This window comes from Ruminococcoides bili (genome assembly GCF_040093295.1).
Taxonomy (GTDB): Bacteria; Bacillota; Clostridia; order Oscillospirales; family Acutalibacteraceae; genus Ruminococcoides; species Ruminococcoides intestinale_A.
Genome location: NZ_JBBNJY010000061.1, coordinates 1 through 6,522, shown reverse-complemented (window position 1 = coordinate 6,522; position 6,522 = coordinate 1). Strand labels below are relative to the sequence as shown.

The 6,522-nt window shown below is 40.7% G+C and carries 6 protein-coding genes; 1 reads left to right on the top strand and 5 read right to left on the bottom strand.

Annotated elements, in window-relative coordinates; all coding sequences use genetic code 11:
- The 5 genes from AAAY30_RS10950 to AAAY30_RS10930 all read right to left on the bottom strand — a co-directional run.
- Positions 1-899, bottom strand: an 899-nt coding sequence (locus AAAY30_RS10950; RefSeq protein WP_499222362.1) for a diaminobutyrate--2-oxoglutarate transaminase, incomplete at its 3' end; no start/stop codon positions are given.
- A gap of 30 nt (positions 900-929) precedes the next feature.
- Positions 930-1,352 (bottom strand): hypothetical protein, encoded by a 423-nt coding sequence (locus tag AAAY30_RS10945; protein ID WP_022234012.1) that lies wholly within the window; start codon positions 1,350-1,352, stop codon positions 930-932.
- On the bottom strand, positions 1,349-3,331 hold the full coding sequence (srtB, locus tag AAAY30_RS10940; RefSeq protein ID WP_418524939.1) for a class B sortase: 1,983 nt from the start codon (positions 3,329-3,331) through the stop codon (positions 1,349-1,351). The genes AAAY30_RS10945 and srtB overlap by 4 nt, the downstream gene beginning before the upstream one ends.
- Positions 3,332-3,379: 48 nt before the next feature.
- Entirely contained in the window at positions 3,380-4,564 is a 1,185-nt protein-coding gene (thiI, locus tag AAAY30_RS10935; protein ID WP_022234010.1) for a tRNA uracil 4-sulfurtransferase ThiI, read from the bottom strand.
- A gap of 19 nt (positions 4,565-4,583) precedes the next feature.
- Complete coding sequence (locus AAAY30_RS10930; protein ID WP_302704549.1) at positions 4,584-5,711, bottom strand: cysteine desulfurase family protein; 1,128 nt, start codon at positions 5,709-5,711, stop codon at positions 4,584-4,586.
- Positions 5,712-5,880: 169 nt separating this feature from the next.
- On the opposite strand from AAAY30_RS10930, the gene spoVAC reads away from it, so the two are divergent.
- Complete coding sequence (gene spoVAC / locus AAAY30_RS10925; RefSeq protein ID WP_302193650.1) at positions 5,881-6,336, top strand: stage V sporulation protein AC; 456 nt, start codon at positions 5,881-5,883, stop codon at positions 6,334-6,336.
- Positions 6,337-6,522: the final 186 nt, after the last annotated feature.

The following is a 6,522-nucleotide window of genomic DNA, read 5'->3' as shown; positions in this document are numbered from 1 at the left end:
AGCTGATTGCCTCTGAATGTGCCGTTATGCTCTCCCGGCTTCCATACATCAATTTCAGGCTTATGAAGTACAATTGACATTGGCATACCGATACCGCCGATTGATTTTGACATTACAACAATGTCAGGCTGAATACCTGCACGCTCAAACGAGAAGAATGAGCCGCTGCGGCAGCAACCGATCTGAATATCATCAACAATCATAAGAATATCGTTCTTTGTACAGAACTCCCTTACAGCCTTTAAGAACTCAACATCAAATACTCTGATGCCACCCTCTGCCTGTACGGTTTCCATAATAACAGCCGCAGGCTTATCTGTTGCAGAATGGTCGTCATCAATGAGCATCTGCATATACTTAACTACATCAAGACCCTCTACCATATAAGGAGCAGGAATGTGTGTACAATCTGTAAGAGATGCAATAGCGCCGTTTCTCGCAAACATTTCTGATGTTGCGGAAAGTGCACCGAGTGTCATACCGTGGAAACAACCCATAAATGCAAAGATGTTTCTTCTGCCTGTATACTTTCTTGCAAGCTTTAATGCAGCCTCAACAGCGTTTGTACCTGTCGGGCCCGGGAACTGAATTCTGTAGTCAAATCCTCTTGGCTCAAGAATCTTTGTTTCAAGTGTTTCAATAAATTCACGCTTTGGAACTGTGTACATATCAAGTGCGTGAATAATTCCGTCTGTTGAAAAATACTCAAGAGTCTTTGCTTTGATGTATTCATTGTTATGACCGTAGTTTACCGCACCTGCACCGCAGAAAAAGTCTATATATTCGTTGCCCTCTTCATCTTTGATGATTGAACCCTTTGCAGTTGTAAAAACTGTCGGGAAGTGTCGGCAGTAAGAGCGTACTGATGACTCGTATTTTTCAAATGCTTCTGTTTTCATAAAATGCTGTTCCTTTCCTCTTTGCTGCATTTAAGCAATCAATTTGTTTTCCCTATACCTTTTTAGAAATCCTCTTAAAGCGCCGTTCATTATGTTTTCTATCTGCTGCGGATCATCGGGCAAAAGAATTATTGCCTGCGAATCCGATGCAAATACATAACCGTCACTGCCGGAGGAATTTTTTAACCTTTTCATTTCCAACGGCGGATTATCCGCAAAAGCCCTTGCAAAAACACTTGGGCTGTCGCTTTCTCCGCCTATATCTAAGCCACCCGTAACAAAAACTATGTCGTTTGTTTTGAGTGAACTTACAACGAGTTCTCCGAGAGTTTTGCAGTTTGCAGCAAATTTTGCCTCATCTGCAATTAAATCAAGCTCCGAAAAGCTCTTTCTTAACGACCTTTCGCAAAGTGATGTTTTGCGAGCGGCGTAAAAAATCAGTTCACCTGTCATTCTGCCGCTACCTCCTCTGCAGGAGCATCGGTAGCCTGCTGTTTTAATACAGGCTCAAAGTTAGGTGCGATTGTCATGTCGCTGTAAACCTTGCTGAAATCAAGCTGCCAGCCTTTAAATACATAGTCGTAATAATCATCACTCGGCTTTACGGGATCAGCCGGTGCTTTTGCCGACTTTCCTACTTCAACTTTCTGTTCGCTGATTTGTGTTCCGTCATAGTTAATAAACTTGACTGTTACATAAACCTTAGCCTTCGTTGTAGGTTGAGCGGTTGTTGGCTGTTGTGTCGGTTTTACTGTATTGCCTTGTGCATCTGTTGTAGCAGGTGCGGTAGTTGCCTCAACCACTTTCTGATCCTTAAAGTCATAATCGCCGCTGTACCAGTCAATCTGACCTGCTTCATATGCAGTACAGAAATCTGTTACCTTTGGACGTGTACCGCCGTTTCTGTCATAGTAAACCTGCGGCCATACTGCATTATTATTTGCAGATGCCTGTGAAACATCAACCTTTGCCGATTCGCCGTTCCTTACCTTTCTTGCAACAATTACTGTTCTGAAATCCGTATATTCATACGAACAGGTTGAAAGTGTGATAAGGCTGTCGTCTTCGTTTACATCAACAGGGCAATTCACCATTGAACGAACTCTGACATTATAAACATAGTTCATAAAATCCTTATCGTTTTGGAATGAACCTATCATATAGTTAAAGAATTCGCCGTGACTTGACAATGTGTTTGTCTTGAACACGGAAATTATCTTGTATGTCGCATTTTCTTCGGGAGTGTTAAATGTAATTGTCGGAGCTTTTTTGTAGAAATCCATATCTATGGAGTATCTGCCGTATTTGAGCATACCCGCAAACATTGTACCGTCATTCATATGATGACCGTGCATAATAACATTTTTGCTCTTTGTGCTCTCGGTGCTTCGATAGTCTATGAACACACTGCCCCAATCATCAGGATTGCCTCTGTAATCTCGGTAAAGATAATACTGAGAAGAACGGCTGTCACCCTCGTGATACAGCACAGGATAGTCGATTCCGGTATCGTTAATCTGTATCCAACCGACAATTTCCTTATTAATATCTTTGAGTTTTGCCCAATCCACTTTTTCTTCTTCTGACGGTTTTTTATCTCCGCCCTGCGAAGTATTATCATCAGTTGTATTATGGTAAATCATCTGAATATCATTCATTTTTTCTTTATTCTGATAACTCAGGTAAACCATATTGTAAAACAGCATTGAAAGAGCGCCGACAAACACAACAAGTGAAACAATTGCAACGGATTTTCGCGCAATTTCCTTACCGCTGTCGCCACGCATCGGAATAAATCGGTATTTCAGTCCTTTTTTGGGAGGAACATACTCAACCTTACTGAATCCGCCGGGATACTCCGCCTCGTTATTTTCAAACACTTCAACAGTTTTTTGAGCCGCCGCCAAAATCATATCGTCGATATTGTTCAGCGAATATTTTTTCTGTGGCAATGCTGTGACTTTCATACCCTTGTACATAAAGCAAAAGCCTTTGCAGCCGTTTCCTAAATCGCCGAGATTAAATATCTTGGATTTCTTTCTGTACAGCTTAAAACTGTCTTTTATCTCCTGCACTCTTTCGTCTGATAATTTCAATTTTTCAGCATTTTTCAGCGCTTTTGTGCGCTTTTTCCAATAGTCTTTCGGAGCTTTGGGTTTTTCGGCTTTTTCCGCCTGTGCAACTACCTCTGAAAAATGTTTTTTAAAGCTGTCCGCACCTTTATCCGAAAGTGCGTTTGCTATAATTACAACAGAAGGCTTTTCATTATTATCCGCACATTTGTCAAGAGCGGAAATAATTTTTTTGCTTTTAAAGTCGACAGGTGTTATATAGGTAAGCGTAAAACCGTTTTCGGCAAGTTTGTCCGAAAGTTCGCCGCTGTCTAATGCAGGGGTATCGTTTTGGTTTACCAATAAAATTTCAATATCCACGCAGGTCCATCCTTTCGTGTCACAGTAATTTTTGTTTTGGTATATATGTTATTCGTCTTTTGCTGAAATCTCTGTTACCTTGAGATTTGCAAGAGCCTCTTCAATCATCGGTTCAAAATTTGCTTTTTCCTGTGCCTCTTTTACATACTTCAAAACAGGTCTTGTTCTCGGGTGCTTTGGAGTAAATACCGTACAGCAATCCTCGTAAGGCTCGATTGAAATATCATAAGTGTCGATTTTATATGAAATGTCAATAATCTCCTGCTTATCCATACCGATAAGAGGTCTGAACACAAGCAAGTCTGCCGCATCATCTGTACAGCTTAAAGCACCTATAGTCTGACTTGCAACCTGACCCAAGCTCTCGCCTGTAATAAGCGCCGTGCAATCGTTATCCGCTGCAATTCTTGAAGAAATCTGCATCATAAGTCTGCGCATAATGATTGTAAACAATTCTTCCGGACATTCATTTTTTATAGTTTTCTGAATCTTTGTAAAAGGAACTGTGTACATTGTCATTTTGCCTGCATAACGGCTTACTCTTCTTAAAAGTCTTACTACCTTATCTTCTGCTCTTTTGCTTGTGTAAGGCGGACTTGCAAAGTGAACGGCTGTAAGTTTCAAACCTCTTTTTGCCATCATATATGCGGCAACAGGAGAATCAATACCGCCGCTTATAAGAATAGCAGCATTGCCGCTTGTACCTACAGGAATACCGCCCGCACCTTTATGCGCCGCACCGTGAACATAAGCGCCAAAATCACGAACCTCTACATTTACGATAAGATCCGGATTATGAACATCAACGCTAAGATGTGGGAATTTATCAAGAATAACTCCGCCGAGTTCTGCGCATATTTCGGGCGACTTATACGGAAAGCGTTTGTCACTTCTTCTTGCCTCAACCTTAAAGGTTTTCACAGCCTTTAACTCTTTTTCAAGATAAACAGGTGCGGTAGCAATAATTGATTCAAGTGTTTTTTCTTCGCAGATTGCCGCTCTCGAATATGACACAATGCCGAATACTCTTGAAATTTTCAGACAAGCCTCGTCAAGGTCAATATCGTCCGAAAGCGGTTTTACATATATAATTGATTGAGCGGATTTTATTTCAAAACTGCCCAAATGTGAAATTGCGTGTCTGATATTCTTTTTGAGAACATCCTCAAATGTACGACGGTTAAGGCCCTTAAGTACAATTTCGCCGTCTTTTAAAAGTATGATTTCTTTCATTAATTCTTTACCTTTCAGTTTATCTGTGAACAAGAACTTTTAATCCCTGCGCAAGCGTTGTGCACAGTGCGTCAACATCTTCTTTTGTATTCAGCTTTGAAAAGCTTACACGCAATGCGCTGTCTGCTCTGTAACTTTCGTATCCCATTGAGCTTAACACATAACTCGGTGCGCCCTTTGCACAAGCACTGCCCGAGGAAACATAAATTTCGTATTCCTCAAGGAAATGGAGCATAGTTTCACTCCTAACCTTGCCCGCCGAAAAATTCAGAACATACGGCAAAGCGCTCTGCGGTGAATTTATAACCACTCCGTCTATTTTTGTAAGCTGATTTTTTGCGTATTCGCAAAGTTCGGCAACTTTTTCGTAATTCTTTTCTATTGCAAATTCATTACAGGCAACTCCGAATGCCGCAATCAACGGCAACGGTTCTGTACCCGGTCGGATTTTCTTTTCCTGTTCGCCGCCGTAAGTCCTCGGTACAAGTCGCACACCTTTTTTTATATATATTGCGCCGCATCCCTTTGGAGAATGTACTTTGTGAGCCGACACGCTCACAAGGTCTGCACCGAGTTTTTTAGGATTAACGGCAATTTTGCCGAAAGCCTGAACTGCGTCTGTATGGCAGATAATATCCGATTTTTTCCCCTTTACCGCATCAAAAATCTCTGCAACAGGCATAATAGCACCAGTTTCGTTATTTACATACATAACAGAAACAAGAACTGTATTGTCGTTTACTTCCGCAAGAATATCCTCGGTATGCACAACTCCGTCTTGTCTTGGGCTTACATATGCAATCTCAAAGCCCTCTTGCTCAAGTCTTTTGCAAGACTCCATAATACTGCTGTGCTCAACGGAAGTCGTAACAATCTTAGTACCTCTGCGTTTTTTTGCATATGCAGTGCCGAAAAGAGCAAGGTTATTAGCCTCCGTACCGCCGCTTGTAAAGATGATTTCATCGGTTTGGGCAAAAAGCTGCTTAGCAACCGCCTTTCTCGCCTTTTCAAGCTCCTGTTCCGCAAGCATTCCTCTGTAATGAAGTGAAGATGGGTTTGCGTAATTTTCCGTCATCATCTCAAACGCTTTTTTAGCCGCCGCAAGCGATGCAACGGTTGTTGCGCTGTTATCAAGATAATGCTCCACGATACTCCACCTCACAATACATAAATATACATTTAACATTATACATCATATTTCATCAAAAATAAACTGTTATTTTACATAAACTAATCTTACATAAGAACAAATTTTTAACACATAATATTAGTACATTTAATCAGCAAGTTATAAACGAAACGGGGTTAATGTATATATGATTTCATCAAAAGAATACAATAAAATTGTGACGAAAAATTCACCGAAAAGTAAACTTTTTGTGAACTGCATAAAAGCCTTTTTAATAGGCGGAGCAATATGCACAATCGGGCAGGGATTTACGGATTTATACGCAATGCTCGGTGCGGCAGAAAAAGACAGTAAAACATTGTGTTCCGTAACGCTGATATTCATAGGCATTTTACTGACGGCAATTGGCGTGTATGACAAAATAGCAAAACACGGAGGAGCAGGAACTCTTGTACCGATAACAGGTTTTGCCAATGCAGTATCTTCACCTGCAATTGAATTTAAGTCAGAGGGATATATAGCGGGACTCGGTGCTAAATTATTTATAATTGCAGGTCCGGTAATAGTATACGGAGTTTCTGCATCAATAATTTACGGATTTGTTCTCTGGATTTTGAGTTTGTTCGGAGTACGGCTGTTTTAGCAAAAATTATGGTTTAACGGAGTGTCGGTCGAGGATTGAAATTTAGCTAACGCTAAATTATCAGCAAAAGAACAAAAAAGTTTACTCAATTTTTTCAAAAATTGCGGGTTTGGGCAGCACCCATAAAAAGCCATTCGATATATAATGAAAAGTTAATCATTTCTTTTATAAAAGGCTGTCGCCAGA

Bases quoted from the DNA above. Each gene is read 5' to 3' on its own strand.
- thiI (WP_022234010.1), bottom strand. From the start codon at position 4,564: ATGAAAGAAATCATACTTTTAAAAGACGGCGAAATTGTACTTAAGGGC.
- AAAY30_RS10945 (WP_022234012.1), bottom strand. From the start codon at position 1,352: ATGACAGGTGAACTGATTTTTTACGCCGCTCGCAAAACATCACTTTGC.
- spoVAC (WP_302193650.1), top strand. From the start codon at position 5,881: ATGATTTCATCAAAAGAATACAATAAAATTGTGACGAAAAATTCACCG.